The following is a 25,669-nucleotide window of genomic DNA, read 5'->3' as shown; positions in this document are numbered from 1 at the left end:
GGTACCCGCTCCGCGGGTACCACATCGCTGCGCGATGTGCAAGTGGAGCGGTCGCTGCGCTCCCACTGGCCCACGCTGCGCGTGGGCGGGGATCCCTGCGCTGCGCTTCGGGATCCGGTGGGGCCGGCCGCTGCGCGTCCGGCGCGGCGCGCGATGCGCGGCCGCCGGGTTGACGGGATGTCATGTGCGGCTAGTGGGGCTTCTTGTAGGGGAGTTGGGGAGTGCTCTGCACTCCCGGGGGCGGGTCCGCTGCGCTCCCCCGCCTGACGGTCCTTCCGGCTGTGCCTCCAGTCCCTTGGGGCCCTCTGTCGCGGGCCGGGCTGGCTGCGAGGGGGTGGGGTCGCTCGTTCGTGTCGGGTTTCAGTGCAGTGAGTGCATCAGGTTGATGCACCATGTAGTGTTGGCGGAAACATGGGACATCCACCAACCGCATGGGCGGGGTCGTGAAGGAGGGGATGACTTGAATTCGTTGAGCGTCGAAATGCGCCTCAGGGCGCGGGAGGAAATCCAGCGTGAGGTTACCGGATTGACGGCGGAGCAGATCCACAAGCGGCTGGTGGCTGCGGGTGGCCTGGAAAGCCGCGAGGACCAGCCAAGGCCGCTCAACACGGAAGAGCGGCTGGCTGCTGTTCGGCGGAACGAGCTGCGGCGCATCTGGACCTTGATGGGCGGCACGGCGTGGGACGCCTACTCCCCCGAGAACGACGCGCAGGCGGACCGCTGGCACCAAGCGCTGCGGGACCGTCAGGAGGGTGCGAGCGGTGGGGCGGTGGGGTCTGACTCCGAGCTGATCCGCTATCGGATCGTGGCGCAGCGGACCGACCCGGCGCACCCCGGAGCCTCGGTGGTGACGAACTACACCTACGCGCGGTCCGTTGAGGAGGCCGTGGCGAAGGTGCGCCGGGCGAAGGAGAAGCCGGGTGGCCTGTATGGGGACCAGGGCTTGTACCGCGTTGTGGAGGCCGTCGAGGACAGCCCACAAAGCGAGGCGCGTCAACTGCAGGGAGCTCGCGGGCGGTTCCTCACTGCGGTCATGGACGCCGCTGTTGCAGCCCTGGACGACCAGTCGGCATCTGCCCGCTCGGAGTTGGTCGGTGTCCTGTCCGAGTTCTTCTTCGACACCGTCCTCACTCGCGCGATCGTCTCCCCTGACAGCGGAGAGGACAGCGCTCAGCTGTACGCCCGGGACGGAGAGGTTCTGTCCCGCTTGCTCCTGGCTCATCTCGCCGACCACGGCCTGGACCTGGTGGAGGCAAGCGCCCGCACTGGCGAACTGCGCGCCTTGCCCGATGGGCACATGGGTGTCGGCCGGCCTTCCGTTCGGGGCGAGGAGAGCGAGGCGCCGGCGGAGCTCATCGAGCGCGTCCTCGCCGTGTGCGAGCAGCACTATGCCGCCGTGACCGGCACCAGCTCCGAGCAGTGGGACCAGGAGCCGTCCCAGGAGCTCGTGGACATCGCCCTGCGGACCGTGCACCTGGCGGAGCCGGAGACCTACCCGCAGGCACTGGACGCGTACCTGCACGAGCACCGGGCGCGGCTAGAGCGGCTGTGGCGCCACTACGGGCCCGGCGGCATGTTCGCGGGCGAGCTCGTGCTGATCAACCTGCCCGGCTGCTTCGCACTGTGCGAGAGGATCGAAACGACCCCGCTCTGGCTCGAAGGGATCTGGGCTAAGCACGGCCAGGAGGAAACCGCACTGGAAAGGCTTCACGACAGCTGGCTGTACGATACCGGTGAAAAGGACGGGCGATGAGCAGGATTCCGCTCAAGAAACACCAGATCGACCAGAAGTCGAGTTTCCGTAAGTGGGCCGGATTCCCTGCAAGATCATCTGTGCCCCCTAAGGGTGCCCGTGGCACGATCGTGTCAGCGACCGGCTCCGGCAAAACGATCATGGCCGCCGCGTGCGCGCTGGAGTGCTTCGGGGACGGCCGGACTCTCGTGACCGTGCCGACCCTGGACCTGCTCGTGCAGACCGCCCAAGCGTGGCGGGCGGTGGGCCACCGCTCCCCCATGGTCGCGGTGTGCTCGCTGGAGAACGACCCCGTGCTGAACGAGCTGGGGGTGCGCACCACCACCAACCCGATCCAGCTCGCCCTGTGGGCCGGGCACGGGCCGGTCATCGTGTTCGCCACGTACGCCTCTCTCGTGGACCGCGAGGACTTCGACGACCCGACGGGCCAGCGGAAGGTTCGCGGGCCGCTGGAGGCCGCTCTGGCGGGCGGAGAGCGCCTGTACGGACAGCGCATGGACGGCTTTTCGCTCGCCATCGTGGATGAGGCCCACGGTACGGCAGGTGATCTAGGTCGTCCGTGGGCGGCGATCCACGACAACGCCCGCATCCCGGCGGACTTCCGGTTGTACCTGACCGCGACCCCGCGCATCCTCGCCGCGCCCCGGCCGCAGAAGGGCGCAGACGGCCAGGAGCTGGAGATCGCGACCATGGCCGACGACCCGGACGGCACGTTCGGCGCCTGGCTGCCCGGGGCTGAACTCGGGCTCTCGGAGGCGATCGAGCGGGAAATCCTCGCCCCGTTCGAGATCGACGTGCTGGAGATCCGCGACCCCTCCCCCGTCCTCGGGCTGTCGGAGGAGGCGCTGCGGGGCCGCCGCCTGGCCCTGCTGCAGACCGCCCTGCTGGAGCACGCGGCCGCGTACAACCTGCGCACCGTGATGACCTTCCATCAGAAGGTGGAGGAAGCGGCGGCGTTCGCGGAGAAGATGCCGAAGACGGCAGCCGAGCTGTACGTGAACGACGCCTCCGACGACGACCTGACGGCCGCGGACCGGCTCCCCGCGTCGTCGATCGACGCGACCTTCTACGAGCTGGAGGCCGGCCGCCACGTACCCCCGGACCGCGTGTGGTCGGCATGGCTGTGCGGCGACCACCTCGTGTCCGAACGGCGCGAGGTGCTGCGGCAGTTCGCCAACGGCATCAACGCGGCCGGCCGCCGGGTCCACCGCGCCTTCCTCGCCAGCGTTCGCGTCCTCGGGGAAGGCGTCGACATCACCGGCGAACGGGGAGTGGAAGCCGTCTGCTTCGCCGACACCCGCGGCTCCCAGGTCGAGATCGTGCAGAACATCGGCCGGGCGCTCAGGCTGAACCGCGACGGCTCCACCAAGGTCGCCCGCATCATCGTGCCGGTCTTCCTCGAGCCCGGCGAGGACCCGACCGACATGGTTGCCTCCGCCAGCTTCCGCCCCCTCGTAGCCGTCCTTCAGGGCCTGCGCTCGCATGATGAACGACTCGTCGAACAGCTCGCCTCCCGGGCCCTCACCAGCGGGCAGCGCAAGGTGCACATCCGGCGCGATGAGGACGGACGGATCGTCGAGGCCGGCGGCGAGGTGAGCGAGGACCAGGAGCACGACGACACCGCCGCCGCCGCCGAGTCCGCCCTGCTCCACTTCTCCTCTCCCCGGGACGCGTCGACCATCGCGGCCTTCCTGCGCACCCGGGTCTACCGGCCCGAGTCCCTGGTATGGCTGGAGGGCTACCAGGCCCTACTGCGCTGGCGGGCGGAGAACGAGATCACCGGCCTGTACGCCGTCCCCTATGACGTGGAGACCGAGGTCGGCGTGACGAAGGACTTCCCGCTGGGGAGATGGGTGCACCAGCAGCGCAAGGCACTGCGAGCCGGGGAACTGGAGGAGCGACGTAAGGAGCTGCTGGACGCGCCGGAGGCCGGAATGGTGTGGGAGCCCGGCGAAGAAGCCTGGGAGAGCAAGCTCGCCGCCCTTCGGTCGTACCGGCACTCCACCGGGCACCTGGCCCCACGCCAGGATGCGGTCTGGGGCGAGGGCGAGGCGATGATGCCCATCGGGCAGCACATGGCCAACCTCCGCCGGAAAGGCGGCCTCGGGAAGGACCCCGAGCGCGCAGCGCAGCGCGCACAGCAGCTGACGGCGATCGACCCGGGCTGGGACTGCCCCTGGCCACTGGACTGGCAACGCCACTACCGCGTACTCGCCGACCTGGTCGACGCCGACGGCATCCTGCCCGTCATCGAACCCGGAGTGCTGTTCGAGGGCGACGATCTGGGGCGGTGGATCCAGCAGCAGGCGAAATCCTGGACGGGGCTGTCGCAGGAGCAGCGGCAACGGCTGACCGCACTGGGTGCGACACCCGCTGAGCGGCCTGCACCGACCCCTGTGGCCAAGAGCGCCGGGAAGTTGTCGGCGGCCTTCCAGCGGGGTGTTGAGGCCCTCGCCCAGTGGATCGAACGCGAGGGTGCCCAGAAAGCCGTACCGCGGGGGCATGTCGAAACCGTCGTAGTCGACGGCCAAAAGCATGAGCACAAACTGGGTGTCTGGTACGCCAACCAGAAACAGCGCCGGGACAAGCTCACCGAGCCCCAGCGCGCCGTACTCGCGGAACTCGGTGTGGAGTGGGCGTGAGGGCCGCCAGTCGGCCAGACGGTGAATCGGATGGTCAGCGACGTACACAGCCAGGCACCCAGGACAAGCGTCCTGGGTGCCTCGTGCCGTCAGCAGATCTACCGCATGGGGGCCCGGGGCGCAGGGTTTTGACGGTCTGGACGACGGCGTGGACGCGGCCGGCGATCTCAGCGGCTCAGCCCACCGGTCGTCAGCGCCGACGGAGGGCAAACGCCACCGCGAACGCAGCGACCAGCGCCGAGGCCACCCCACCCACCGCCCCGATCGGCCCGGTCAACGAGGGGTGGACCAGGCACAGGTAGAGCGTGGCGCCCAGCGCCAGGACGAAGACAATTCCCAGCACCAGGAGTAGCACGGGGTCCGTGCCCGAGGACTGCGTGGCCGGCGGCTGCTGGGACTGGTTGGTAGCGGTGGACATGAGGGTTCCCTCCCTGGGATGCCTGCGGACGGTCCGCAGGCGGAACGCGGAGCATGAGGCGCCCGCACCCCTTGCGTCACGGGGTGGCAGGCACGCAGCAGAGTGCGAGACGGCGGGGTTGAGGCCTGCAAGACGACCGGGATCACCGCCCAGCGGGTGCGGCCGTCTTCCTGGGCTTACGCGGCCGTGTGATGGCGGTGCGCTGGTACTGGTGGGCCGTGGTGAAGCCGAGCGGGGAGAGCGGGGCTTTGGTGCGGTGTTCGCGTCGCTCGACGAGCCCAAGGGCGACAAGCTTCTTCAGCCCACGTTCGTGGGTGTCGGGGGACCAGCCGTACCACTCGGGGGCCTTCTCCGCGGGGAAGGTCGACCAGTTCTTCTCGCGGGCGATGACCAAGAACAGGGCCAGGCCCGGCAGGTCCAGGTCCTCGTCACGGCCCAGCGTCCAGAACGTGGTCGGGATCTGCAGGAAGCGGTTCTCCTCCGCGTCGCCCACGGGGCGGTCGTAGGGCTTCCCGCTGCCGTCCTCGCGCAGGAGAGTGACCGTGATCATGGTTCCGCTGCGGCTGCACTCGATCAGCTCTCGCGCCTGCAGCCGGCGCAGGGCCCGCCAAGCACCGGTACGGGCGGACTGGTCGGTCGCGGTCTCGTGGATGTCCATCAGCCGCGCCCACACCGCGCTGTCGTGCGTGGTCGACCAGCCGTTGTCCCCGTTGCTGCACGCGGCCACGATGATCAGGTAGGCCTTGAGGCCCCGCAGGTCCCTCCCGGTCACGAAGTCCTTCAGGGGTCCATGACGGCTGACGGCCCCCTTGTTCGCCTGAACGAAGGTCTTACGCAGCGGCACGTTGGCCCGGATCGAACGGGCGAGGACCGCCGTACGCGTGTCCCGCCCAGTCGCGGCCGTCTCCTGCATGTCCCGCTTGGCGGGCGTCGTCGTCTTCATGCACCAGAAGGTAGCCAGCTGAGCTCTCCAACCCCAAACGATCCAGCCTCACAAGAGCTGATGTCCCAGCTGCTGACCATGGACGTCCCAGCGGGTATATGTGATAGCCGCTGAAAGGGCCATGTGACAGATCCAGGTGAGAGACCCAGGTGAAAGGTCAACTGGGATAACTACTGTTTAGGATGGGGTACGCCTCAGCTTCACAACCCGCATGCCCGGCCGCCTCCGTGCCGGCACGACGGCGGACCCGACCGACCACCTTGCTCTTCCGGCCGCCGACCCCGCTTCGCAACCCTGGCCTTCTTCCGCTAGCGCCCACAACACGAGGCCACAGACGGCCTTCTGAGAGCCCTTCAGGCACTGCTCCGGCGTGCCGGGTCGCTTCCCGCTCGGAGGCGCCCAGCGAGCCGTACAGCGACTCCTTGGCCAGCAGCCGTTCTGTGCGCGCCTCGGCCAGGCCGGTGGGGCGGGAGGGGCTCACGTACGGATGGACAGGACAGACCTGGACTACATCGGCGAGGCCACGAAGAGTTCCAGGCGCTGGAGTTGACGGGTGCGCAGACGAACGGTCGGCGGGGCTCGCGGCTGTTCGGGATCTACAAGCCGAACTCGAGGTGCTCAATACCGGTGAAGCGGACCTCCTCCAGCTGGCCGGCGCGGCGGCCGTTGTCCTGGAAGTACACCTCCTTGAGCGCTTCGGCGGCGATCTGCTGGAGCTGCTGGTCGCTGGCGCCGGCCTCCTGGGCGTCGAAGAGGCGGGCGGCGTACTGCGGCGGCAGCGCCACGGTCAAGTGCCGGAGGCGGTCCTCGTCCGTCGTCCCGATCGGCGCGGTGTAGCCAATCCGGGCGCGGGTGTCTATGACGATGCCGCCGGTGGTCGCCGCCTTCTGCCGCGCCTGGGCACGGATCTGCGGCTGCCACCTCTTCTTCACCTCCCGCTCCAGGCGGGCGGCGAGGTCCGGGCGGGGCTTCTTGATCTGGTCTTTCACGTACCGCTCGACCGTGCGCTGCGAGATCCGCAGCATCTGGGCGACCGCCTTGGTGCCCTTGAGCTGCTTGACCAGGTACCGCATCTGCGCGGGCGCGCTCTTGGGCACCGGGCGGGTGAACGCCTTCTGCACCGCGGCTTCCAGGCCGTCCCCGAACACGCTCATCGCGCTCTACCTACTCCCCGGTGTCCTGATCGGTAACGGTGCCGTCCTTGATGTACCGGGCGAGGTTGAGCTCCGGAGCGTTGAACTGCTCGCGCACCCCCTCGCCCCACAGCACGCTCTGGGTGCCCTCGTGCTTCACCAGCCCGGGGTTCACGCCGAGCTTGAAGCCGCCCGGCAGCGGCTTGCCGTCCCGGTAGGGCAGGAAGTCCAGCGGCGACGGCCCGTCGGACGCGTAGACGACGCAGTCCGAGAGGACCGCCACCGGGTACTGCCCGGTGAAAGCGGCATGCTTGACGATCTTGCGGTGCAGGTTGACCCGGGTGCGGGAGATGACCGCCGCCCGGATGTCGGGCCGCCAGGTGGGGCGGGACAGCGCCCGCCACGGCTCGCCCGGCCGCCAGCCCTCACCCCGGGGCCGCTCGCGCAGCTTGCCCAGGCCGCCCTTCACCGTCGCCTTGACCGCCGAGACGACGATCGCCAGCTCAGGGTCACGGCTCCGGTAGCCGTCCATCGCGGCGAGGAAGTCGGCCGGCTCCAGGTCGGCGTCGACGCCGAGGTCGGCCATCGTGGCGAGGTAGGCATCGCGCAGCCGGTTGTACCAGCCGTCCAGGTAGCGGCCGTTCTCGTACCGGACGTACGCCTCGATCGGCGTGACGTCGTAGCCGAGTTCCACCGCGTACGCCACGGTCGGCGTGGCGTACCAGGCCGGCCCCTCCGGGCGCTCGCCCTTCGGGGTGAACGGGCTCGGCAGGAGTTCGCCGTCCAGGTCCGTCCACTGCTTGGCGAGCTTCACGCGGGACAGGTCGACGTGGCTCAGATCGACCAGCCAGGAGCCGGGCAGTTTGGGATCGAAGACGGGGTTCTTGACGTGCGTCGGCGCGCCCAGGCCGACCGTGAGGCCGTTGGCGCCGGCGGCGAAGGCCATGTTCACGTCGATGCCCACCAGGTGGGGGCGAAGGCATTCGGCGTCGGTGAGCGGGCGTGCCCAGTCGTACGCCTCCTCCACCAGGACCTCGGCCGGGGTGCGGTGATGGAAGCGCGGCAGGTCCGCCAGGACCGGGTGCCCGTCGGGTGCCTCGCACGGCGCGCAGTCCACCGGATCCTTACCCAGCGAGCCGGGGTTGTGCTCGGAGTGCCGCTTACCCGTCGCGTCCGGTTCGGAGGCGCGGGTCGGCGGGTGCAGGGCGGTCATCAGCTCCAGGCCGGTCACAGCAGTCGATCCGCGCGGCGTCATCACGCGGGCCGCATACGTGCCCAGCAGCCGGGCCAGGTCCGCTGGCGGCAGTTGCCCGGCGTCGGCCCAGTGCCGGGTGTCGAGCGCGTTCCACGACGGGATGCACAGTTGCACGCAGGCCCGCTCCGATCCCTGCGCGGGGCGGTAGATCCTTGCCCACGGCCCGAACCCGCGCTTCGTCAGCTGCCAGTGGGCACGCGTCAGCTGCTTGATAACCTTGTGGCCCTCCGGCAGCCGCCCGGCCAGGCGCTCCTGCTGTGTGAGCGTGACGGGCAGGCCGTAGTACTCGCACGCCACCTCGGTCAGCACGATCAGCGGGTCGGCATCCTTGCCCGGCCCGGACAACTTCGGCTGGCCGAACCGCCCTTCGCGCAGCGTCCACTCCACCAGGGCCGGGATCGACTTCGCCGGTACGTCCAGGACCAGGCCGCCGACGCAGTACGCCAGCACCTGGCCGTCGGCAACGTCGACGACTGCAAGCGGACCGTTCTCGAAACGCGGATCGGTGCCGCCCACCGGGGTGCCTGCGGGGACGGCCTTCTTCGCGGCCGGGCGCGGTACAGCAGCAGGGGCAGCGGGGCGGAGTGCGGTGTTCGCGGGCTCCGCAGCCGGGCCTGTGGGTGCAGTGCGGGCTTGGGCCGGTTCAACTGCCGATGGCGCAGGAGCGGCCGGAACGGCAGACGTCTCGGGGATCGCCGTGTCCTCAGGGGGCACCGGAGCGTTGGCGGGGTAGAGCTGGGCGAGTTGCTTGAGCATGCGGGCGTATGCGTCGCGCTCCGGCGGCCGCGGCTCGGTCTTGCCGGCCTCCCAGCCGCTGACCGTCGCGCGCCGCACCTGCAGTGCGGCGGCCACTTCGTCCAGCGTCAGGCCATGCGCCTGGCGCAGCCGCTTGCGCTCCGCCGGGGGCGGCAGCGGGGAGCGGGACGCGATGAGCGCGTCGACCGCGTCGAACAGCTCGGACATGCAGCACCTCCTGCCCCGACCCTAGCGTGAAGCGCACATTTCGCGTACCAAATGCGTACGGATCCCGTAGACGGCGATTGGTGGCACGGTTACCGCGGAACGGGCGCCCTCGTGCTTGGGCTGCTCCAGGCTCTCTAGCCGAGGGTCCGCGGTGGTGTCTTGGCTATGCCTGAACTGGCCAGGGAAAGCGGCTTGGTGTGAGAGATCTGGGAGAGCAGACAGCCGCCGTGCACCAGCCATCGCGGTGGCAGAGCGCTCGGGGGCGGGCATGGGTGAGATCGTCAATGGACTCGAACGAGCGTTGCTGACCCGTCCCATTCCCACCGGTGACACCGCTGTGCGCTTCCTGCTCAAGACGCAGAAGGGCTCCACGAAGAACGTGGCCGTCCTCCTGGGGATCTCCCAGCGCACGGTACAGCGGTGGGTCACCACCCGGCCGGGAATGCGCCGCCGTCCCAGTGCTGTGCATGCGGGGTTGATCGATGAGGCCGTCAGGGCACGGTGGCAGCCCCTGGTGCGCGCCCGCCGACGGGCCCGGGCCGAGGCCGACGGGTTGTCTTCCACACCAGGGCGCGGTTCGGTTTCGCCGCTCCGGCAGGCTCGTCGGACGATCCACGAGTACGGCTGATCACCCAGTACCTGTCGGGAGAAGTGGCCCGCGAGCTGTTCGCCGCCCGGGACACCGGCGGAGGCGAGCAGCAGCAGCTGGTGATCCTCGCCCGAGCGCTGGGGCATGCCTACTTCCGTGATGGAGGCCTGCGTGCCCACGGTCTCGGGATCGCCTTCACCGACGTGGAGTTCGCTGATTTCTCCATCGACTGACGTGCACCTGGTTCGGGCTCAGGACGAGGGCGGGAGCTGGTGCCGTGTCAGCATCGTGTCGTAGCACTGTGCTTCCTTTCGTTCGCGCCAGTCCCACTGGATACGGCCGGTGCGCGGGCCGGCGGGCGGCTGGGGCGGGCGGAGCCTGGCCGCCTCCGCTACGCGCAGCAGGTGGGTGCGGTCGTGAGAGCCGGCCAGCAGATGCTGGTCCTGGCCAGGAGCGAGCCGGGCGAAGCAGACGGCGGCCTTCAGGAAGACGCGCGCCCACGGCGGCACGCGGTGGGTGGCGCAGCCGTCGGTGTAGCGGGCGCGGTCATGCAGGGCCAGGGTGGCCGCGACGTCGTCGTAGTCGCCGGGACGGGCGGTGGCGAGCTGCTGGAAGGAGGCACCGGTGAAGAGCGCGGCGGCTAGGGCTGCGGCCAAGCGGGGATGGGCGGTCACGGCGGCCAGGCGTTGGGCGATTTCCCGGGCTGTCTGCTCGGTGAGCGGTGCGGGTGGCGGGCGGTGCCGGAAGGTGATCGCTGGCGGCGTGCACGGGGCGGTGCAGGGAGCGGGGCTGTCGTAGGAGACGAGGCGGTCCAGCACGGGCAGGGTGAGCCACCGGTCAGCCGGCCGGGCGGGCTCGTCAACAAACTGGGGTACGGGTGCGGTCGTGCCGTAGTAGTGGCGGCGGGCGGCCTGGAAGTCGGCGGTGACGCAGTAGTCGGCCGTCTGCAGCGCCTGGTGCAGGACGGCGGGCAGATGAGGGCGGTGACAGACCAGCGTCAGGTGGATGCCGGTGAGGGCGCGCAACTGCAGGAGGCGCATCGTGCGGCGGGCGGTGAGGCGGTGGGCGCGCAGGACGGTCAGCCGGGTGACGGGCAGGGCCGTGATCCATGCGGTGGCGGCTTCCCAGGCGGGCTGACGGCCAGCGGGGAAACGCCCCGGGAGCAGGGGCGGTTTACCCAGGGCGGCGAGAAGGTCGTGGGCGAGGCCGGTCTCGCTGGTGGTGCCCGGGCCGGGGTGCAGGGTGATCCGCCCGGAGGGCGGATGGTGGGCGGCCAGGGCAGTGTGCGTGTGAACCGCATCGTCGCCCGGGTCGATGACCACGGCGACGAACGGTGGCACGGCGAGCGGCATGGCAGCGTGGTGGTCAGGCGAGGCGACTGAAGGCCCAGCGCAGCAGCTCCTGATCGACACGGGAGCGGCCGGTGCGAGTCAGGGCCGTGCAGGTGTGGGCGGTCAACTGGGCCCAAGCGCGAAAGTTGCCGTGTGCGGCGTGCTGGTCGGCGAAGGCGATGTCGTCGGGATCGGCGTCGGCCCACACCGGATGGAACAGCGGAATGGCCTCCAGGACCTCGCCGGGGGTGAGGCGGGTGAAGTGCTGCCAGATGAAGATACGGGAGGACAGCATCGGTTCGCGGCGCAGCACGGTGTGGCAGCCCTCGCCGCCGACGAAGATGATCGCGAGCTGGGTTGAGGGTTCGTCCCACAGGTAGCGGAAGTATTCGAACGCCTCCCCGTTGAGCCACTGGGCCTCGTCCACCAGGAAGGTGCGGGGGCGTTCGGCCAGGGCCGTCTTCAGCAGGCGGTCGAACTCGCTGGGGTGGCGCGGCGGTTCGCCGGCCAGGTCGAGCGCGGTGAACAGTTCGTAGCGCACCGCGCGGGCGGTGGGCCGGGCCCGGAAGGTGACCCGGCGGACGTCCTCGCCGGGTTCGAGTTCGCGCAGGCAGGTGTTGACGGCGAGGGTCTTGCCGAAGCCGGCGCCGCCGTGGATGCACATCATGGCGCGGGCGGCGACGGTGTCGGTGATGTTCTCCCGGGCAGTGAGCAGGGCGCGGGTGGTAACCACGGAGGCGTCGGTCAGGTCGACGTACTGGTAGGTGGCCGCAGTCACGAGGCGTCTCCGTCTTTGTCAGTGATGGGACGTGCGGCCCGCCCGTCGGGGCCGTCCGGAGCGGGAGCGGAATCACGGCCGGACGGGAGCGGGGTGGGCCGGTCTGGCGTGGTCAGCGCGGCCAGGGAAGCAGGGGTACGCCACCCGGCCGGCGGCGCGGCGGGCGGGATGAGGTCCGGCAGCGACAGCTGCGACAGGTCGGTTTCGGTGGCCTGGGCGAGTTCGGCCTCGGCCTGCGCGGTGGTCAACGCACCGAGCCGCTGAGGGGCCTCGGGCTGGTTCACGGCGGCGTAGCGCTCGCGCTGGGAAGCCTCCAGGTCCTTCTTGAGGCGGCGGGTGCGGGCGGCCCGTGCTCGCCGTACGGCGCTGACCTGTTCCTCGGTGGCCCGGTCGGCCAGATCTGCGGGACCGAGGTAGCGGCCGGTGGCCGCGTGGTAGACCTCGATCCGGTGGTCGTGGTGGGGCATGAAGCGGACCCTGACCTGGATACCGGCCTGACCGGTCATCCACGCTCCCACGTAGTCGCGTTTCCTGAAGCGCACCCCGCGGGTGGTCAGCGTGCGGGTGCCGGCGTCCTCCAGGGTGAAGGTCCACAGATCCGCGACCGGCACGTCCCGCAGCGGGGTGGGATCGCCCTGCCACGCCTCAAGCGGAGTCTTTCCCCGCAACGGCGCCGGGCTGTGCTCGGTGTTCCACCAGAGCGTCCAGGCCAGCAGCCGGGCCGTGAAGTCCTCGAAACTGAGCACCATCTCGTCCTTCGGACGGGAAGCCCGTTTGCCGGGGCTCGGCTGGCGGGCGTAGCCGGGCAGCGCGGCCAGGAACATGCTCTCCACCGCCCGGTTGAGACCCTCCACGGTGCCCTTGAGGTGGGGGGTGTAGGCGGGCAGGTCCTCCACCGTCACGTCCAGGAGATCGAACGCAGCGGTCACCGTCCTGGACAGGAAGTCCTTGCCGCGGTCCACCCGCACTTTCTCCGGCAGGCCGCCGAACGGGCCGTAGGGATCCTCGCGCAGGACCGCGGAGCGCAGTGCGGACAGCACCGACTCCCGCGACGGATCCCCCGGCGTGACCGCGACACCCGTGATCGCGTTGGTAGCGCAGTCGGTGAACCACGTGATCCACGGCCTGCGGGCGGTGCCGTCGACGTCGACCAGCACCGGGGCCTGCATGTGGTCGGTCTCCCACACCTGGTTGCGCCAGCCCCGCGGCCGGGCCAGGAACACATCGTGCTTGCGCGCCGCCCGCTCCCCTCCCGCGAGCCCGGCCCGCTCCCCCGGCGTCAGGTCCCGGCGGACCGCGCGATGCAGCGTCGTCAGCGACGGTGCGTCTGCAGGCGGAGACTTCCGAGCGGCACGGAGGACCAGTTCGCGATGGACGGCCCGCACGTTCCCCTTCCACAGCGCCAACAGCCCACGGACTTCAGGCGTGATCGTGAACGTCGCACCGGCCCGGGGCGGGGCACCAGGGCTGGCGGCCGCGGCCTCATCACCCTCAGCCGCGGCCAGCCACCGCCACACCGTGCGCTCCGCCACCCCCAACGCGTCTGCAGCCACCCGCACATGACCCGCTGTCAGCTTCTTCCCCGCCCGCAGAGCGAGCAGCCGCCGGACCGCCGGACCGCGCAGTGCCGTCCTCGACGCCGCAGGCAACCCGCCGCCTGCACGGACGGCGTCACCGTCCTCCATGTCAGCTCCCCTCCCGCGGTGGGACATCGTGTACGTGCCGGGTGCCGAGCGCCTGCAATCGCCTCTCCCGCCTCTTGCACAGCGCTTGGTTCACAGCGGCGACGCGACCCTCCTGAACAGCCGCCTCAGCAAAGCCCGGTCGACGGCCGCGTCAGCGGTGGTCAGCAGCGCGTTCTGCAGGTGGGCAGTCAGAGCGGCCCACATGCGGAACACGCCGTGGGCGCACGACCGGTCGATCCACGCCAGATCCGGGGCCGCGACGGTACGCCACAGCGGATGGAAGCCGGTCACCACGGCCGCCACTTCCGCTGCAGCCAGGCGCGGAACCTCCTGCCACCCGCCGACCCGCGACGCCAGCTGCGGCAGCCGGGCCAGCGCCCGCTCGCTGCCCGACCCGCACAGCACCAGCGTGATCCTCGTGCCGGGGTCGTCCCACAGGCTCTGCAGGTACTCCAGGCACGGCACAGGCAGGCGCTGCGCCTCATCGACCACCAACACCCGCGCCTCACCCAAAGCCCCCGCGACCGCGGCGTCGGCACGCGCCGACGTGTGCGGGAAACGGCCCGGCAGCGCCAAAGCATCGAACACCGCCCGCCGCATACCGGCCACCGACGGGCGCACCGGCACCGGCACCCACGTCACCTTCCAGCCCGGGGCCACCTCGTGGAGCGCCATCCGCACGGCCACGGTCTTGCCCCGGCCCGGGTCGCCGAACACACACACCGCGCCCTCCGCCGCCATCGCCTGCCCGACCGCCTCGGCCACCGCCCGCACCGACGACGTCCCCACCAGCTGTGCTCCCGCCGGCAACGCCACACCCGCCATCGCACCGCTCTCCCCCGACGGCAGGACCGCGGACGCCGCCGCCGGCGCGGGGTGCGGCGGCCGGCGCACAGCCGCCTTCGCCGCGCCGCCCTCACGCGTCCCGGCCAGCGCAAGGTCAACCAGCGCCTGCCGTGTCCGCTGCTCCTCCCGCTCCCGCCGCACCACCACGCGGTCCGGCAAGACCCTGCCGGCCTCCAGGTCCCGCCGCACCACCCGGTACAGCGACGCCAGCGACGGCACTTCTCCCCCGGCATCCTTCAAATGCCGGTGCAGCACCGACACGTTCCCGCCCGCCTGTGCCAGCACCTCCCACACCTGGTCGGACAACTCCAGCCGGGCCCGCGGCCTGCGCTCCACACGGCCTTCCGTCCGCGCCACGTCCAGCCAGCGCCACACCGTGCGCACATTCACCCCACCGACCTGCCCGCCCGCACGCACGTGCGCCGTGGTCAACGCCCCCGCCGCCTCAAGCTCCAGCAGCCGCGCCACCAGCACCGGCCTGGACACCCTCAACCCCGCCGTGACCTCACCCCACACGCCCGGCTCCCCCACCCCACACCCTCCCGACGCCCAAACCCGACGCCGACCACCGTGCCGCCGACCAGCCCTCGAAGGATCAGAAGTGCCGTTCCCATGACAGCGGAACAGGGAAGGGTGTACCGCCCCATGACAGCCACCACGGCACCACACACCGCCCCATGTCAGTGACTCCCCACACTCAACACCCCACCACCAGCGAAAACACCCTGACCTGACATGCCGTCACTGACACCACCCACTGACACCAAACCGGCACATCGCAGGCGGCCGGCGCGATCCGGTCCGCCTTCGCCTTCTCGTACGTAGCCAGTTCGGCGATCCGCTTGTCCCGGTCACTCGCCAGCTGCTGCAGCTCCCGCTGCAATTTCTCCAGGTCCTTACTGACGGCCTTGATGTCGTCTCGTACGCCGCGCAGTTCCGTCAGGGCGGTGTTGTACGCCTTGGCGTCCATCGGATTGTTACTGGGCATGCGCCGCTTCTCCCTCGGCGTCGGTTCCGGTGCTGGTCTCGGGATAGAGGTGCGCGCGGATGTACTTGCTGACGGCCTGCCCGCTCACGGGAGGGTCCTGAAGCCGGCCAACCGCCGCAGCAGTACGCAACTGCTTGATCCCGTCAGCCAGCGCACAGGCACGTCTCTGACGCGATTCGGTCAGCAGGGCGCGCAGATCCTTCTCGACCTTGTCCTCGGCCCGGATGCGGTCCAGCCATTCCAGTGAGGCGATGACGGTGCTCCTCGGATCGATGTCTGCACGGGCCCGCCCTCGCGGACAGGCGACTGTGGCGACGGCTGTGATTCGCGGCGGCGGCCAGGGTCTCCCCTTCCCATGATCCAACCATGTAGTTCCGCATATCGCAACCCAGCAGTTCCGATTTTCGAAACCTACAGCTCTCTATTGGGGCCGATAGTTGGCCAGTAGGCCGTTCGTCGAGCCCAGGCCACGACGTTGTGTCGATTCGCAGTTGGCCACTTTGCAGTGATAGTTGGCCATCCACGACGCGGACCGTGTCTTGGTCCAATCGCTCCCTTGCAAGGGAGTGGCAAGCGGATGGAGACCTCAGTCGGGCAGCCCCCAGAAGGGTCCGCGCAGGCCGACCTCCGCGAAGTAGGCGGATGCGGAGGCGGGGTCGCGGCGGGTGTAGCCCGGGTCCAGGCGTCCGGTGTACCAGTCGCTGGCGAAGCGCCACAGGGTGGCCAGATCCATGACGTAGCCGCGCTCTTGGCCCGTCCGCTGCAGCCAGGTATCCACGCAGTCGGTGGAGCAGAACAGGCGCTGGTTGCTGCAGGTGTGTACGACGTCGTCCCAGGCCCGGTACATGGGGGTGAGGAAGTGGGCCACCTGATCGCCCTGCGGAGGTGCCTCTCGGCCGACCACCCAGGCGTGCGGGGTGTCGCAGGCCGGACAGCGGGTGGCCACCAGAACGTCGGACTCGTCCTGAAGCAGGTGGGGCATGGCGAACGAGTCCCAGGCGCAGCCGCCCCACCACAGGGTGTGCGCCCCCATGACGCCGGCGCCGCAGTCACCTGAATGGAGCAAATCGCCAGCAACCCAGATCAGATGCCCTCTTAACGCAGGTGTGGTGTCCGTGAGGCGATGTCCACTTCGACGTGGCTTGTTGTGCCCTTCCGGGGGAGCGGGCAGTGGGGAACGGTATGGGGACCTCGCAGGGCATGGAAGACGGCAGCGTAATTCGGAGAATTCGCATGAATGCCTGCACATCCGTCGCCATGGCCACCGCCAGCCTGGATGCGGGCTGGCTCTGCTCCTCTGATCGGAGGGCACCATGAACCACCGCTCCAGAGCCACCGGGTTCCTCCTGGCCGGCGCGTTGTCCGGCACGGCGCTGCTGGTTAGCGGGCAGCCCGCCCAGGCGGCCGTCCCGAACTACTTCGCCTTCACCAATTACGGCAGTGGGAAGTGTGCCGGGCTGTCCCCGGCCGAGTACTACGACAACGGGGCCCGGGTCATCCAGCAGACCTGCAACGGGCAGCCCGAGCAGCAGTGGGCGCCGGTCGGCCTGGGCGGCGGCAACTACCAGTGGGTGAACGCGCGCAGCGGTAAGTGTATGGACGTCAAGGACGGCAGGAACGCCGACCGGACCCCGATCCAGCAGTGGGACTGCACGAACACCGCGGGCATGGCGTGGAATGTTCCCGGAGCGATCCCGACACCCCTCCCGGTCGCGGTGGTTTCCAAGATCGGCGGGCGGTGCCTCGACGTCGCCGCCGGATCGTGGCAGGACGGCGCAGCCATCCAGACCTACCACTGCACCAGCGGCAATCCCGCGCAAGCGTGGGTGATCCACCAGTAGCGACCGCGCTCGGTCCCTGCGGCCACTCCGCCGCAGGGTCCGGAATAAGGTCGGCCCGGCACAGACCGGTTTGCCGTGCCGCACGGACACCAGGCGTGGTCTGCAGGCGAGTTCGCGGCATCGCTGCATAGCTGGCGCCGCACCTATTCGTCGCCGGTGGCGAGTCGTCGGCGGACTGGCCGTGAAGGGGCGTGACAGACCGCTCCCCGGAGAGGACGCTGTCTCTCGACGGTCTGTGGGCACTCGGGTATGGAGCCTGGGGCTGTCGTGGCTGGGCTGGACAGACCGTGCCTGCGGTCTTGGCCGCATGCTCGGGTCGAGGGGGATGCCATGGCCTGGTCGGCCGACGGCGCAACGAGCGGCGGGGCAGCTCGCCGGCGCCGCAGTGCGGCCTCCTATCAGCACGACCCTTTGGCCTTTCTCGCCGCGGAGTTCGACGGCACCCGTGATATGTGGCGCTCCGCATCGGGCCGTCTGTGTGTGGCCGGCCCTGCGGCCGCCCGCGAGGTGATGGGCAACCGGCGCGGCGCATTCATGGAGACCTCCGACTTCTTCCACGTGCGTAACGGGGTCTTGGGCCCCAGATCCGCACAGATCGAGATCGGCCGCGCGGCACGCTCCCTGATACGCCACCGGCTCGATGCGCACCGGGCGGACCTGCCCCGCCTGGTGGCCGGGCGGCTTGTGCCCACGAGCACCTGGCCGGATGCGGGCAACCTGCTTGTCCGCGAGCACCTGCGTGACGTGCTGCTGTGTCCAGATGCCCCGGCAGAACTCCACAAGGCAGTCGACGGCATCATCACCCGCGCGGTGCTGGCCGGTGCGCGACAGCGCCATTCGGTGATGTCGCGGCTCCTGTTCCGCCGCCGGGCGATGAGCGCCCTCGTCCAGGAGGTCCAGGCGCGCCGCCATGCCGGTGTTGCTGAGCCACGCGATCTGCTCGATGTGGCCGTGACCGGGGCCGGGTTGGAGGTGGATCCCGGCGAGGTGGCCGAGGTCTATCTGTCGTTCCTGTTCGCCACGGTCGGCTCGCTCGGCTTTGCCCTCGGCTGGTCGGTCTATCTCGTCGGCACGCACCCCGACGCCAGCACAGAGGAGCCGTCGTGGATTGTCCGGGAGGCGCTGCGACTGTGGCCGGTGGCCTGGCTGTTCGCCCGTAGGCCGAGCCGCGAGCACGAACTGGCCGGAGTCACAGTCGGTCCGCACGACGAGGTGAATGTGTGCCTGTACCTCGTGCACCGCCACCCACGGCACTGGGAGCGCCCCGACGAGTTCGAGCCGCGCCGCTGGGCGGCACCTCTCCACGATCCGGCTTTCATGCCTTTCGGATTCGGGCCGCACACCTGCGCTGGGGCGACCGTGACGATGACGCTCCTCGAGGACCTGATCAGCATCATCACCCGCGATTGGCATCTGTCGGTCACCGCCACAGGCAACGGACCCCATCTGGGCCCAGCGCTGGCACCGCCACGCTTCACCGCGGAGCTGCACGCCCGGGGCGCCGCCCCGAGAGGAGGTGAATGACATGAGGAAACTCTTCCGCACGGCCAAGTCGGCCCTCAACATCCGGTCCGGCTACGGCTCGCACCACTTCTGGTATCTGTACCACCACATCTGATCGGTACCGGCGTGGGGAGCCGCAGCTCTCCACGCCGGCCGTGAGAGGCAGTGCCATGACCACTCCACACCACGGCGACGATTTCCTGCACGATCTGCGGCTGCGCAGCGCAGCCGAGGGCGGTGTCTTCTGGCTGGACAACGAGCAGCTCGCCGTCTTCGAGCCGGCCGCGGCACGCATGGTGAGCAGTGCGAACTGGAACGGCCTCGTCATGAGCGATCGCCTCGTCGACATGGTCCGGCGCCGTCGCAGCACGCCGATGCGGTGGTCCCGTATCCGCACCGCCTGGCTCACCCAACTACACACGCTCACGACCGGCGAGCACAACGCCGATCTGATCACGCGGATGCGGCAGATCATTGATGCCCGGCTCGGCGACGACGTCGATCTCGTCCTGCTCGCTCAGGATGTCGCCGTGCAGTCCATCCTGCCGGTCGCACTCTCAGGTCTCACAACCGGCGAATCGGCGCGGATCACACAGGACTTGAACCAGAAGCTGCTACGCCTGATCGATCGCCACCCCGGCCGCGGGCTACGCCATCACGCGCATTTCGCCGCCGTGCAGATCAGGGCCGGACTTGTCGTACGACGGGTGCTGAGCGAGCGCGCCTCCGGACGCCGCGCCCGGGAACTGGACCTCACCGACCCGATCGTCGACCTGCTGCCCGAGTTGGGCATGGACCGAGCGCTCGATGTCGTCACTGCGGTACTCACCGCGATCGGCGGACCCCCCGGCTCTGCGGCCGCGAGCGTGCTGTACGAGTTCGTCCGCAACCCGCAGTGGACGCACCGGCTTACCCGCGAGCTGGGGAGCGTGGACCCGGTCGAGTTCTGCGCCGCACCAGCCAAGGCAGCGCCGGTCACCCACCGGTTCGTCAAGGAAGTGCTGCGTATGTGGAGCCCACCGCTGCTGCTGGTGCGGCGTGCCCGCGCCTCGTTCGACCTCGGCGCCACCCGGCTGGAGAAAGGGCAGAGCTACCTCGTGAGCCCGCACATGATCCACCGCCATCCCCGGTTCTGGCAGGAGGCCGACACCTTCGATCCCGACCGGTTCCTGCCCGGCGCGCCGCACGGGCCTGCCGACCGGGCGTGTTACGTACCGTTCGGCTGGGCTCCGAAGAAGTGCATCGGCGCCAACATCGGCACCATCCAGCTGATGGCGCTGTGCTACCTGATGTGCACCCGCTACCGCCTCAGCGTCCCGAACGCCGACACGATCACCATGGCCTGCCGCTTCGCCCCCGTACCCCAGCAATTCCGTGGACACCTCGCCCTTGCATGACTGGCGGCCTGTCCCCTCCCGGAGACACCGCCGACGTGATGATCAACGCGCTGGGGCTGTCACCCATGCCCACTCCCGGCGGCTGTGGGCGCGCTGAGTAACTCTCGCGCAAGGGCTGGGTGACGCGGTCGTCGGTGGCCTCGTAGTTCAGCCGGCGCCGGAAGAACAACAGTTTCTTCTCAGCCGTGACCAGGATCTCGCCCCACTCATGACCCAGACCTCGTTGTCGTGACGGTCGTCGGCAAGCCTTCCGGCACCGCCGCCGTTGCTCCGCCGGACGGGAGCGTGCCCGATGACGAGCTCCAGAGCGCGTTCGAGCTGACCGGCGCCCTCACCACCACCTCCCACGATGGGGCGACCGCGCTCGCCGTGACGAGCGAGCTGGAGAAGTGGTGGGCCACCTCCGGCATCGGCACCCTCCGGCGGGCACCCGGGCAGCCGGGGGTGAAGGCCCGCGTCTATGCGGACATCCGACTGCGGCACCCAGACGACCCAGCGCACGGATGACAGACCCGACGTAGTCGGCCTGGGTCACGGTGCCCGGTGGAACTTGGACTTGAACATGGTGCGCAGCACCGAGGCAGTCCCAGATCCTGGCTCCCTGCCTGCGTTCTTGCAGGTCAAGGGCAGTTTCCATACCTACAACGACTCGTCTGCGCGGTCACCACCCCTTGGTGTTATTCACGACTCAGTACCCCGGACCCGGGGTGGCGGGGCGCGCCGCGCGGCCGTACGCCCCTCTACGCCAAACGTCATACGGCGGGCACGGCGCCACGGGCCGACTTCACGGCCGCACGCCGTACAAGCCGGCCGCCCCGCTTGACGGCGTCATATCCCCGCCGTTGCATGGGCGGAGAGTAAATGCCGGGGGCTTCGTCCCGAACTGCCCGGCAGCGGGGGACAATTCAGGGGGATTCATGTCGCGCGCCGTCGCCGAACTCCAGCAGATTCCGTTCTCGCAACTCATCGGAGCACCGCTCAAGGCCGCTGTCGAAGCCCAGGCCCTGGCCGCCCAGTCGACGATCGAATTTATTCACAAGGTCGGCTTCCAGCAGGAGGCGCAGCCCGACGACCTGGTGTTCGGCGATGTCACCAAGGACGCGTCGGCGGGCAAAGTACGGTCGGTCACCTTCAGCTACACGAAGAAGGACGAGAACGACACAAAGAAGGAATTCTCGCTCACCGTTCCGTTTCTCGCGATCACCCCGATTCCTTTCATCAGGATCGACGAGGTGACGATCGACTTCAACGCCAAACTCACCGACTCGATCGAGCGCAAGACCAGTTCCGAATTCAATCTCGACTCGGAGGTCAAGGGCAGCTACGCCGCATTCTGGAGCCCCATCAAGATCGAGGCGCGGGTTTCGGCGACCTACAACCAGAAGTCGAGCAGCAGCGAGCGCCAGCAGCGCGAGTACACCCTCCAGATCCATGTCCGCGCGGTCCAGGACGAGATGCCCGCAGGGCTGTCACGGATGCTCGACATACTCGAGCAGGCCATCCAGGAACAGCCGACCTCCGCCACGTCGTGACGGGGCTGGGGGATGTCCTGGGGGCGCTGCTGACCGATGTGGTGCGGGCACGGCTCGCGGCCGACGCGCTGACCGCGAGCGCCGTGGCGGCGTACCGGGACGATCCCGTGCTCGCGTCGCTGTCCGTGCCCCGGGTCACCGTCACGGGCATGACGGTACGGCTGGCGTTCTCGGCAGCCGAGGTCGCGGTTCCCGATCCGCAGCCGCTGGATGTCGCCCGGGCCGCCCGCGAGTGGAACATCACCCTGCGGGACCGTCTGCTGCCGGGGTTGCTGCCGGGGCGGGAGGAACTGGGCATGGACGAGGCGGTGCGGCTGTGGCGCGACGCGCTGCGGCGCGCTCCGGTTGTGCTCGACGCCGTTGCCCTCCAGCGGGCCGTTGCCGGGGACCCCGGCAACGTGGTGGCGTCGACGCTCGATCAGCTCCTGGAGCGCGTACGGACACTGCCGCAGCACGCGCAGGCCCGGCTCCAGCAGATCCGGCTGAAGGAGGAGTTGCAGCGGGAGCTGCCACGGGAGGTGCCGCCGCTCGCGGAGCGGGCGCGGCAGTGGCAGGCGGCTGAACAGGCGCTGCGCTCTCGGGTCCAGGTGGAGGTGACCGCCGACGAGCTGGAGCGGCGGCGCCCGGAGACGCTTCAGCACATCGAACTGGCCGTCTCCCTCGCCGACATCGAGGAGTTCATCGGTCCGGCCACCGACACGGAGAGCTGAGCCATGCCCATACGCGACGTGTCCACGCTGGGGCTCGATGAGCTCCTCGGTGCCCTGCTGTCAGCCGTCATCGGCGGCCAGCGCGAGGCCACGGCCGGAACGCTCGCCCTCGTCGAGCAGATCGGCCTGCTCCGCGATGCCGAGGGCCATGAGCGCTTCCGCTCGGTGACCATCCGGTACACCAAGCTCGACGAGAATCAGCAGCCCGCCGAGTTCGCCCTCGAAGTGCCGCTGCTGGCCATGATGGCGATCCCCACCCTGACCGTGCGTGAGGCCAAGATCTCCTTCACGTACGACGTGACGCAGACGGCCGTCGAGCGTCCGGCCGAGCAGATCCGCGGGGCCCGGGCCGCGGTGCCGCGGGCGCTCACAGGGGCCGAGCTCCGCCCGGTCGTCCTCAAGGGCTTCGTGCCGCGGGCCCGCACGGTCAGCAGCAGCGAGACCCGAGAAACGGCGGGCATCAACATCGAGGTCACGGTCGAGAGCGTGCCGCTGCCAGTGGGCCTGGAGCGGCTGCTCGACCTGACGGAGCTGACGGTGTCCCGGCCCGCCGCGGCTAAGCGGACCGGGCGGGACGAGCAGAACGAGCGGTCCGAGCGGGACGAGCCGAGATGACGGAAAGTCATGTGGCGAGCAGCGTGGAGGCGGCGGCGCTGGCGCTGGACCGGCTCGAACAGTCGCTGCGGGCGGGCGGCTTCGCCGAAGGCACCACCGCGTATCAGCGCATGGCCGATGTGCTGCTCGCCCAACGGCTGTTCCCCGGCGACTCCGCCGGACCCGAAACCGATCCGTCGGTGCTGCGCGGTTTCGAGCACATCGGCGAGACCGCCGGGCGCATCTACGGGCTGCTGGAGCCGTACGCCGCCGTGATGCGGCGCCTGGCGGCCCTGGCTCCGGCCGCTCCCGGCGACGCGGGCCCGACCACCCGGTCCGCGGGGCCGGCCGCCCCCGCGGAGCCCGGTGTCACCGCCGCGCCCGCGGTCACCGAGGCCGCACGCGCCGCCGTCCTCGCGGCCCTGCGCCGACGCGGCCGGCGCGGCGCGTCGGTGTCCGTGCTCTGCCGTACGACGGGCCTGCCGTCCGGTGTGGCCGAGGCGGCGCTCGACGCCCTGGTCGGCGACGGCACCGCCTGCACCCGGGACGCCGGCGGCGTCCGCTCCTTCCTTCTCCGCGACAACAGAGGAGCCAGAGGATGACCGCATCCACCACCGTCCCGCGCATCTCCGCCACGGTCGGCGCCGGTGGCACCAACACCGCCGCCGATGTCCGGGTCGTCCAGGACCTGCTCAACCGCGCCGCCCGCGCGGAACTCGCGGTCGACGGCGACTGCGGCCCAGCCACCTGCGGGGCCATCAGGTCCTACCAGTCCGGCTTCCTCAAGGCCCCCGACGGCCGCGTCGACCCGGACGGCCTGACGCTGCGCCGCCTCGCGGCGGACGCCGGGGAGCGCTCCGAGGCGCCCCGCAGTGACCCCGCGACGGCGTCGGGGCCTGCGGACGGCGCCCGCCTGACCCAGTTCACCCGCCAGGGCCCGGGCCACTACGCGTACGCGGACAGCGAGCGCCAGTACGGCACCGACGCCATGCTGCAACTCCTCACCGGCACCGCCGCGGCCCTGCACCGCGCCGGTCTGGAGATGGGGGTCGGCGACATCAGCTTCGTACAGGGCGGCCTGATGCCCCCGCACAAGACCCACCAGGGCGGCCGCCACGTCGATCTGCGTCCGCTGCGCACGGACCACGCCCGCGGGCCGGTCTCGATCGGTGACCCGGTCTACAGCCGGGACGGAACCCGCGCCCTGGTGGAGAGTCTGCTGTCCCATCCGGCGGTGCGCCGTGTCCTGTTCAACGACACGGAGATCGCCGGTGTGCGGTCCTACCCCGGGCACCACAACCATCTGCACGTGGAAGTGGGACAGTGAGCGGCGCCGTCCCCACAAGGAAGTCGCGACCGGAAGTTCCGAACAACCCACCTGACCCGCAAGGCGGTTGCTACTGAGGTTTTCGGTTCGGGGTGACGGTGATCTCGGTGGTGGGTGTATCCCGGTGTCATGCGGTATCCCGATGGGGGTGGCCTGACCGCGAAGCAGCGGGCTCGGCGGGAGCAAGTGCGGTTCGAGGCTGCCGAGTTATTCACGCAAGGGGTGACGCCGCCGCAGGTCGCGCGGCGGTTACGGGTCTCGCGCAAGTCCGCCTATGCAGGTGGCATGGGAACGGTCCACACCGCACTCGACCCTGCGGGGCAGGCCCCGGGGCTGGCTGACGCTCGTTTTCGTCGCCGCCTATTCGGTATTCTGCGGCATCGCGGCCGTGTCACACCCCGGGGTGTCGAACACGCTGCTGAGCCTGGTGGTGACTGGCCTGGGAATGGTCGGGCTGCTCGCCCTGCCGGGCGTCATCCGCCGGCGCTCTGACGACTCCGGCGACGCCGCTTCCAGCTGACCCAGGCCGGGCTGCGCTGGCGGCCAACTCCCCTCGCAGACCCGGCAATCGGGAGCTTGCCCACGGTTCGGCACCTGGTCAGTCCCGGGCCGTGTGATGGCGGTCCACCCGGGCGAGGAACTGACCAACACAAATGGACATGAAGGCGTCAGTCTCAACAGAGAGAACCCCATAGGAATTCTCTCGACAACTCCGGGATTCTCACTAACTCCCGGCATCGCAGGCCCAGAGCCAGTGAGGGCCCCGGCAATGCCGCCACCAGGACGGCCAGCAGGAGGACGACGACGGCGGCGGCGTGCTCGGTGATCAGCGAGCGGGGGCCCCGGGGCCCGGGGTGGGGGGCGGCGAAGCAATGGCGGTCACGTGAACTCCCCAGCTGGGCAAGGTGGCTGTCCGAACCCAGCGCCTACGTCGCATCCGCCCAGGTACCCCACGGATTTTCTTGGCCTGTGCCCACGCCGCGAGATGCGCCCCGACCGGCGGCGGCCAACGCTGGAGTCATAAAGCCCACCTGGTCCAATATCCGGATTCTCCACCTGCCTGCGTTCATCCGCGGTGGTTCTGCGCCGCCCTCGCCGCATCAGACGCCCGCCCTGCTCCGGCGGGTCACAGTTAGCATCCAACGGCTTGACGACTGGGCAGGCGCACCAGCGCACCCGCCCAACCTCAAGCACTCACCTCCGTAGAAGGAAGAAGTCCCGGTGAGCACTGCTGACTCTGACGGTCGGGTTTTGCATACCCGTCCCGGTGACCCGTCCAGGATCGGCCCCTACCGGAACGTCGGCCGCCTCGGACCTTGGCCACCGCGGCATCCACCTCAGTACGGCCCCGCTCTCGGACCACGAGCCGTAGGGGCCGCCAGGAGAGCCGGCGGCACCCCGGCCGGGCGCCGCAGCAGTTCGGAGGTAACGACCGCCATCC

Annotated in this window: 23 protein-coding genes and 1 pseudogene; 14 read left to right on the top strand and 10 right to left on the bottom strand. The window is 70.0% G+C overall.

The window, feature by feature from the left end; all coding sequences use genetic code 11:
- Positions 1 to 460: 460 nt before the first annotated feature.
- Entirely contained in the window at positions 461 to 1,753 is a 1,293-nt protein-coding gene (locus ACWDZ6_RS31585; RefSeq protein ID WP_451505562.1) for a hypothetical protein, read from the top strand.
- Positions 1,750 to 4,395, top strand: a complete 2,646-nt coding sequence (locus ACWDZ6_RS31580; protein ID WP_451505561.1) for a Helicase associated domain protein — start codon at positions 1,750 to 1,752, stop codon at positions 4,393 to 4,395. Before ACWDZ6_RS31585 ends, ACWDZ6_RS31580 begins: the two co-directional genes overlap by 4 nt.
- A 190-nt stretch (positions 4,396 to 4,585) precedes the next feature.
- Here the strand turns inward: ACWDZ6_RS31580 and ACWDZ6_RS31575 are convergent, their stop codons facing one another.
- From ACWDZ6_RS31575 to tap, 4 genes are all read right to left on the bottom strand, one after another.
- Complete coding sequence (locus ACWDZ6_RS31575; protein ID WP_451505560.1) at positions 4,586 to 4,813, bottom strand: hypothetical protein; 228 nt, start codon at positions 4,811 to 4,813, stop codon at positions 4,586 to 4,588.
- Positions 4,814 to 4,955: 142 nt separating this feature from the next.
- Positions 4,956 to 5,756: a hypothetical protein gene (locus tag ACWDZ6_RS31570; protein WP_451505559.1), complete on the bottom strand. Its 801-nt coding sequence runs from the start codon at positions 5,754 to 5,756 to the stop codon at positions 4,956 to 4,958.
- A 596-nt stretch (positions 5,757 to 6,352) separates the two neighbouring features.
- Positions 6,353 to 6,910 (bottom strand): telomere-protecting terminal protein Tpg, encoded by a 558-nt coding sequence (gene tpg, locus ACWDZ6_RS31565; protein ID WP_451505558.1) that lies wholly within the window; start codon positions 6,908 to 6,910, stop codon positions 6,353 to 6,355.
- A 10-nt stretch (positions 6,911 to 6,920) separates the two neighbouring features.
- The gene (gene tap / locus ACWDZ6_RS31560) at positions 6,921 to 9,107 is read right to left on the bottom strand and encodes a telomere-associated protein Tap (protein ID WP_451505557.1); all 2,187 of its coding nucleotides are present in this window, start codon (positions 9,105 to 9,107) and stop codon (positions 6,921 to 6,923) included.
- A 501-nt stretch (positions 9,108 to 9,608) separates the two neighbouring features.
- Here tap and tpg (ACWDZ6_RS31555) point away from each other — a divergent pair.
- Positions 9,609 to 9,929: a telomere-protecting terminal protein Tpg gene (gene tpg, locus ACWDZ6_RS31555; protein WP_451505556.1), complete on the top strand. Its 321-nt coding sequence runs from the start codon at positions 9,609 to 9,611 to the stop codon at positions 9,927 to 9,929.
- Between the two features lie 18 nt (positions 9,930 to 9,947).
- Here the strand turns inward: tpg (ACWDZ6_RS31555) and ACWDZ6_RS31550 are convergent, their stop codons facing one another.
- From ACWDZ6_RS31550 to merB, 6 genes are all read right to left on the bottom strand, one after another.
- Positions 9,948 to 11,048 carry a hypothetical protein gene (locus ACWDZ6_RS31550; protein WP_451505555.1) on the bottom strand — a complete coding sequence of 367 codons (1,101 nt, stop codon included), beginning with the start codon at positions 11,046 to 11,048 and terminating at the stop codon, positions 9,948 to 9,950.
- 13 nt (positions 11,049 to 11,061) lie between these two features.
- Entirely contained in the window at positions 11,062 to 11,805 is a 744-nt protein-coding gene (locus tag ACWDZ6_RS31545; protein WP_451505554.1) for an AAA family ATPase, read from the bottom strand.
- Complete coding sequence (locus ACWDZ6_RS31540) at positions 11,802 to 13,490, bottom strand: transposase (RefSeq protein ID WP_451505553.1); 1,689 nt, start codon at positions 13,488 to 13,490, stop codon at positions 11,802 to 11,804. The genes ACWDZ6_RS31545 and ACWDZ6_RS31540 overlap by 4 nt, the downstream gene beginning before the upstream one ends.
- 90 nt (positions 13,491 to 13,580) lie before the next feature.
- Positions 13,581 to 14,810, bottom strand: coding sequence for an AAA family ATPase (locus ACWDZ6_RS31535; protein WP_451505552.1), 1,230 nt, complete (start codon positions 14,808 to 14,810; stop codon positions 13,581 to 13,583).
- Between the two features lie 223 nt (positions 14,811 to 15,033).
- Positions 15,034 to 15,324 carry a hypothetical protein gene (locus ACWDZ6_RS31530; protein WP_451505551.1) on the bottom strand — a complete coding sequence of 97 codons (291 nt, stop codon included), beginning with the start codon at positions 15,322 to 15,324 and terminating at the stop codon, positions 15,034 to 15,036.
- Between the two features lie 586 nt (positions 15,325 to 15,910).
- Positions 15,911 to 16,357 carry an organomercurial lyase gene (merB, locus tag ACWDZ6_RS31525; protein WP_451505550.1) on the bottom strand — a complete coding sequence of 149 codons (447 nt, stop codon included), beginning with the start codon at positions 16,355 to 16,357 and terminating at the stop codon, positions 15,911 to 15,913.
- Between the two features lie 280 nt (positions 16,358 to 16,637).
- Here merB and ACWDZ6_RS31520 point away from each other — a divergent pair, with 280 nt between their 5' ends.
- The 11 genes and pseudogenes from ACWDZ6_RS31520 to ACWDZ6_RS31470 all read left to right on the top strand — a co-directional run bounded on the left by ACWDZ6_RS31520 (position 16,638) and on the right by ACWDZ6_RS31470 (position 24,748).
- The gene (locus ACWDZ6_RS31520; RefSeq protein WP_451505549.1) at positions 16,638 to 17,165 is read left to right on the top strand and encodes an RICIN domain-containing protein; all 528 of its coding nucleotides are present in this window, start codon (positions 16,638 to 16,640) and stop codon (positions 17,163 to 17,165) included.
- 330 nt (positions 17,166 to 17,495) lie between these two features.
- Positions 17,496 to 18,689 carry a cytochrome P450 gene (locus ACWDZ6_RS31515; protein ID WP_451505548.1) on the top strand — a complete coding sequence of 398 codons (1,194 nt, stop codon included), beginning with the start codon at positions 17,496 to 17,498 and terminating at the stop codon, positions 18,687 to 18,689.
- A 149-nt stretch (positions 18,690 to 18,838) separates the two neighbouring features.
- Positions 18,839 to 20,065 carry a cytochrome P450 gene (locus ACWDZ6_RS31510; RefSeq protein ID WP_451505547.1) on the top strand — a complete coding sequence of 409 codons (1,227 nt, stop codon included), beginning with the start codon at positions 18,839 to 18,841 and terminating at the stop codon, positions 20,063 to 20,065.
- A 228-nt stretch (positions 20,066 to 20,293) separates the two neighbouring features.
- Entirely contained in the window at positions 20,294 to 20,572 is a 279-nt protein-coding gene (locus ACWDZ6_RS31505) for a DUF6207 family protein (RefSeq protein WP_451505546.1), read from the top strand.
- Positions 20,573 to 20,982: 410 nt separating this feature from the next.
- Complete coding sequence (locus ACWDZ6_RS31500; protein WP_451505545.1) at positions 20,983 to 21,597, top strand: DUF2589 domain-containing protein; 615 nt, start codon at positions 20,983 to 20,985, stop codon at positions 21,595 to 21,597.
- Positions 21,594 to 22,307, top strand: a complete 714-nt coding sequence (locus ACWDZ6_RS31495; protein WP_451505544.1) for a hypothetical protein — start codon at positions 21,594 to 21,596, stop codon at positions 22,305 to 22,307. Before ACWDZ6_RS31500 ends, ACWDZ6_RS31495 begins: the two co-directional genes overlap by 4 nt.
- A gap of 3 nt (positions 22,308 to 22,310) precedes the next feature.
- Positions 22,311 to 22,922 (top strand): DUF2589 domain-containing protein, encoded by a 612-nt coding sequence (locus tag ACWDZ6_RS31490; protein WP_451505543.1) that lies wholly within the window; start codon positions 22,311 to 22,313, stop codon positions 22,920 to 22,922.
- Positions 22,919 to 23,503 carry a hypothetical protein gene (locus tag ACWDZ6_RS31485; RefSeq protein ID WP_451505542.1) on the top strand — a complete coding sequence of 195 codons (585 nt, stop codon included), beginning with the start codon at positions 22,919 to 22,921 and terminating at the stop codon, positions 23,501 to 23,503. Before ACWDZ6_RS31490 ends, ACWDZ6_RS31485 begins: the two co-directional genes overlap by 4 nt.
- Entirely contained in the window at positions 23,500 to 24,228 is a 729-nt protein-coding gene (locus ACWDZ6_RS31480; protein ID WP_451505541.1) for a peptidoglycan-binding protein, read from the top strand. Before ACWDZ6_RS31485 ends, ACWDZ6_RS31480 begins: the two co-directional genes overlap by 4 nt.
- 129 nt (positions 24,229 to 24,357) lie before the next feature.
- Positions 24,358 to 24,507: pseudogene (locus ACWDZ6_RS31475) on the top strand (helix-turn-helix domain-containing protein); the annotation flags it as partial.
- Positions 24,503 to 24,748, top strand: a complete 246-nt coding sequence (locus tag ACWDZ6_RS31470) for a hypothetical protein (RefSeq protein ID WP_451505563.1) — start codon at positions 24,503 to 24,505, stop codon at positions 24,746 to 24,748. The pseudogene ACWDZ6_RS31475 and the gene ACWDZ6_RS31470, both read left to right, overlap by 5 nt.
- Positions 24,749 to 25,669: the final 921 nt, after the last annotated feature.

Source organism: Streptomyces sp. NPDC002926, from assembly GCF_053591755.1.
The sequence above is the reverse complement of the archived record's forward strand: the minus strand, read 5'-3'. Positions and strand labels throughout refer to the sequence as shown.

Excerpts from the sequence above, each read along its gene's own strand:
- ACWDZ6_RS31580 (WP_451505561.1), top strand. The coding sequence starts at position 1,750 with ATGAGCAGGATTCCGCTCAAGAAACACCAGATCGACCAGAAGTCGAGT.
- ACWDZ6_RS31575 (WP_451505560.1), bottom strand. The coding sequence starts at position 4,813 with ATGTCCACCGCTACCAACCAGTCCCAGCAGCCGCCGGCCACGCAGTCC.
- ACWDZ6_RS31570 (WP_451505559.1), bottom strand. The coding sequence starts at position 5,756 with ATGAAGACGACGACGCCCGCCAAGCGGGACATGCAGGAGACGGCCGCG.
- tpg (WP_451505558.1), bottom strand. The coding sequence starts at position 6,910 with ATGAGCGTGTTCGGGGACGGCCTGGAAGCCGCGGTGCAGAAGGCGTTC.
- tap (WP_451505557.1), bottom strand. The coding sequence starts at position 9,107 with ATGTCCGAGCTGTTCGACGCGGTCGACGCGCTCATCGCGTCCCGCTCC.
- ACWDZ6_RS31550 (WP_451505555.1), bottom strand. The coding sequence starts at position 11,048 with ATGCCGCTCGCCGTGCCACCGTTCGTCGCCGTGGTCATCGACCCGGGC.
- ACWDZ6_RS31540 (WP_451505553.1), bottom strand. The coding sequence starts at position 13,490 with ATGGAGGACGGTGACGCCGTCCGTGCAGGCGGCGGGTTGCCTGCGGCG.
- ACWDZ6_RS31530 (WP_451505551.1), bottom strand. The coding sequence starts at position 15,324 with ATGCCCAGTAACAATCCGATGGACGCCAAGGCGTACAACACCGCCCTG.
- merB (WP_451505550.1), bottom strand. The coding sequence starts at position 16,357 with ATGGGGGCGCACACCCTGTGGTGGGGCGGCTGCGCCTGGGACTCGTTC.
- ACWDZ6_RS31520 (WP_451505549.1), top strand. The coding sequence starts at position 16,638 with ATGAACCACCGCTCCAGAGCCACCGGGTTCCTCCTGGCCGGCGCGTTG.
- ACWDZ6_RS31515 (WP_451505548.1), top strand. The coding sequence starts at position 17,496 with ATGGCCTGGTCGGCCGACGGCGCAACGAGCGGCGGGGCAGCTCGCCGG.
- ACWDZ6_RS31510 (WP_451505547.1), top strand. The coding sequence starts at position 18,839 with ATGACCACTCCACACCACGGCGACGATTTCCTGCACGATCTGCGGCTG.
- ACWDZ6_RS31500 (WP_451505545.1), top strand. The coding sequence starts at position 20,983 with ATGTCGCGCGCCGTCGCCGAACTCCAGCAGATTCCGTTCTCGCAACTC.
- ACWDZ6_RS31490 (WP_451505543.1), top strand. The coding sequence starts at position 22,311 with ATGCCCATACGCGACGTGTCCACGCTGGGGCTCGATGAGCTCCTCGGT.
- ACWDZ6_RS31485 (WP_451505542.1), top strand. The coding sequence starts at position 22,919 with ATGACGGAAAGTCATGTGGCGAGCAGCGTGGAGGCGGCGGCGCTGGCG.
- ACWDZ6_RS31480 (WP_451505541.1), top strand. The coding sequence starts at position 23,500 with ATGACCGCATCCACCACCGTCCCGCGCATCTCCGCCACGGTCGGCGCC.
- ACWDZ6_RS31470 (WP_451505563.1), top strand. The coding sequence starts at position 24,503 with ATGCAGGTGGCATGGGAACGGTCCACACCGCACTCGACCCTGCGGGGC.